This window comes from bacterium, assembly GCA_040757115.1.
Classification (GTDB): domain Bacteria; phylum UBA9089; class CG2-30-40-21; order CG2-30-40-21; family SBAY01; genus JBFLXS01.
Map to the genome: position 1 here is coordinate 1 of JBFLYA010000413.1, position 1,670 is coordinate 1,670.

Annotated in this window: 1 protein-coding gene; it reads left to right on the plus strand. The window is 38.0% G+C overall.

What is annotated here, in order from left to right; genetic code table 11:
* Positions 1-180 precede the first annotated feature (180 nt).
* Positions 181-1,224 (plus strand): Fic family protein, encoded by a 1,044-nt coding sequence (locus tag AB1422_19260; protein ID MEW6621440.1) that lies wholly within the window; start codon positions 181-183, stop codon positions 1,222-1,224.
* Positions 1,225-1,670 lie beyond the last annotated feature (446 nt).

The following is a 1,670-nucleotide window of genomic DNA, read 5'->3' on the forward strand; positions in this document are numbered from 1 at the left end:
ATTGATTGTGGAAAACAACAAATTTCCATAAATTTCTATTAGTTTCTATTAATTTCAATTTTTTTAATAATATCTCCCTATCTCCTTAATCTCCACATCTCCTTTTGTTACACCACCTGAACGCTTACAAACGATTTAATGCTTCAGCTTAAGCCTAATGCAAACAAAGGAAAGAACCTAATGAATTCATTTAAAAGAACAGAGAAAGAGATAGATTTGCCTTTAGGGGCTGTTTGGCTTATGAATTCTATATCAGAATATAAGGGAAAACAGGAGCTCTATAAGAAACAATCGTCTCAGATTATTAATAGCCTTGTTGAAATGGCATTAATAGAAAGTGCTGAATCATCAAATCGTATTGAAGGTGTAACCGTAGAGAGAAAAAGGCTCAAACCACTTATCATAGATAGAACTAAACCTCGCGACAGGTCAGAAGAAGAAGTAGCAGGATACCGCAATGCCCTTGATTTGATTCACAAGAAATATAAAACTTTGGAGATAACACCTATGACAATAAAAGAATTACATCGTTTAAGCCATGCAGAGACAGGCGACGCAGGTGAATGGAAGGAAATAAACAACGATATTATAAGAAAAAATCCTGATGGCTCAGTTGAGGTAATTTTTAAGCCTGTAGATGCTAAGGATACACCCGCCGCAATAGAAGAACTATGTCTTTTATATAGACATAGTCTTGACCAGATGAAATACCCCCCGCTTTATGCTGTTGGTTGTCTTATACTGGATTTTTTATGTATCCACCCATTTCGTGATGGGAATGGTAGGGTATCACGGCTACTTACTCTTCTGGTATTATATCATCACGGCTATGAAGTTGGAAGATATATCAGCCTTGAACGCATCATAGAGCAATCCAAAGAAACATATTACGAAGCCCTGCAGAAAAGCTCTTTAAAATGGCATGAGGTAAAGCACGATATTTCACCGTGGCTGCATTATTTTTTAGGAACTGTCCATTCTGCCTATAAGGAATTTGAACAAAGGGCGAGTAGCATTAAATCGACCAAAGGGGCAAAGACAGAAATAGTGATGCAAATGATAAACAGCCAGCAAGGCGAGTTCTCTATGTCTGATATTGAACGATTATGCCCTGGTATAAGTAGAGATATGATTCGCCTTCTCTTCAGACAGATGAAGAAAGAAGGGAAAATCACCTGCCTGGGTAAGGGACAGTCAGCTAAATGGAAACGAATAGGGGAATAAACCTATAAATAGGGTAATGAATGGGGTAATATAGGGATAAGTAAAACAAACTCGGATTTGCCAATCGTCTCTGTAACTATTCAGCCACGGATTAGCACGGATAAATAAGAGAGGACAGAAGGCGGAAGTGTAAGGACAGGGCTTGTCCGTGTCCGTTCCGTAGGTGGACAACCACAAGGGGTAACCGTTCAGCCACAGAGGCACAGAGTCACAGAGAATTAGAGAAATTAGCCACATAAGGACACGAATTAACCTGTGACATTTGATAAATGTAGTGCGAACCTTATGGTTTTTGCAAAATTAACTTCCACTTTTCTGGAGTAAGCGTTCAGGTGGTGTAACAAAAGGAGATGTGGAGATTAAGGAGATAGGGAGATATTATTAAAAAAATTGAAATTAATAGAAACTAATAGAAATTTATGGAAATTTGTTGTTTTCCACAATCA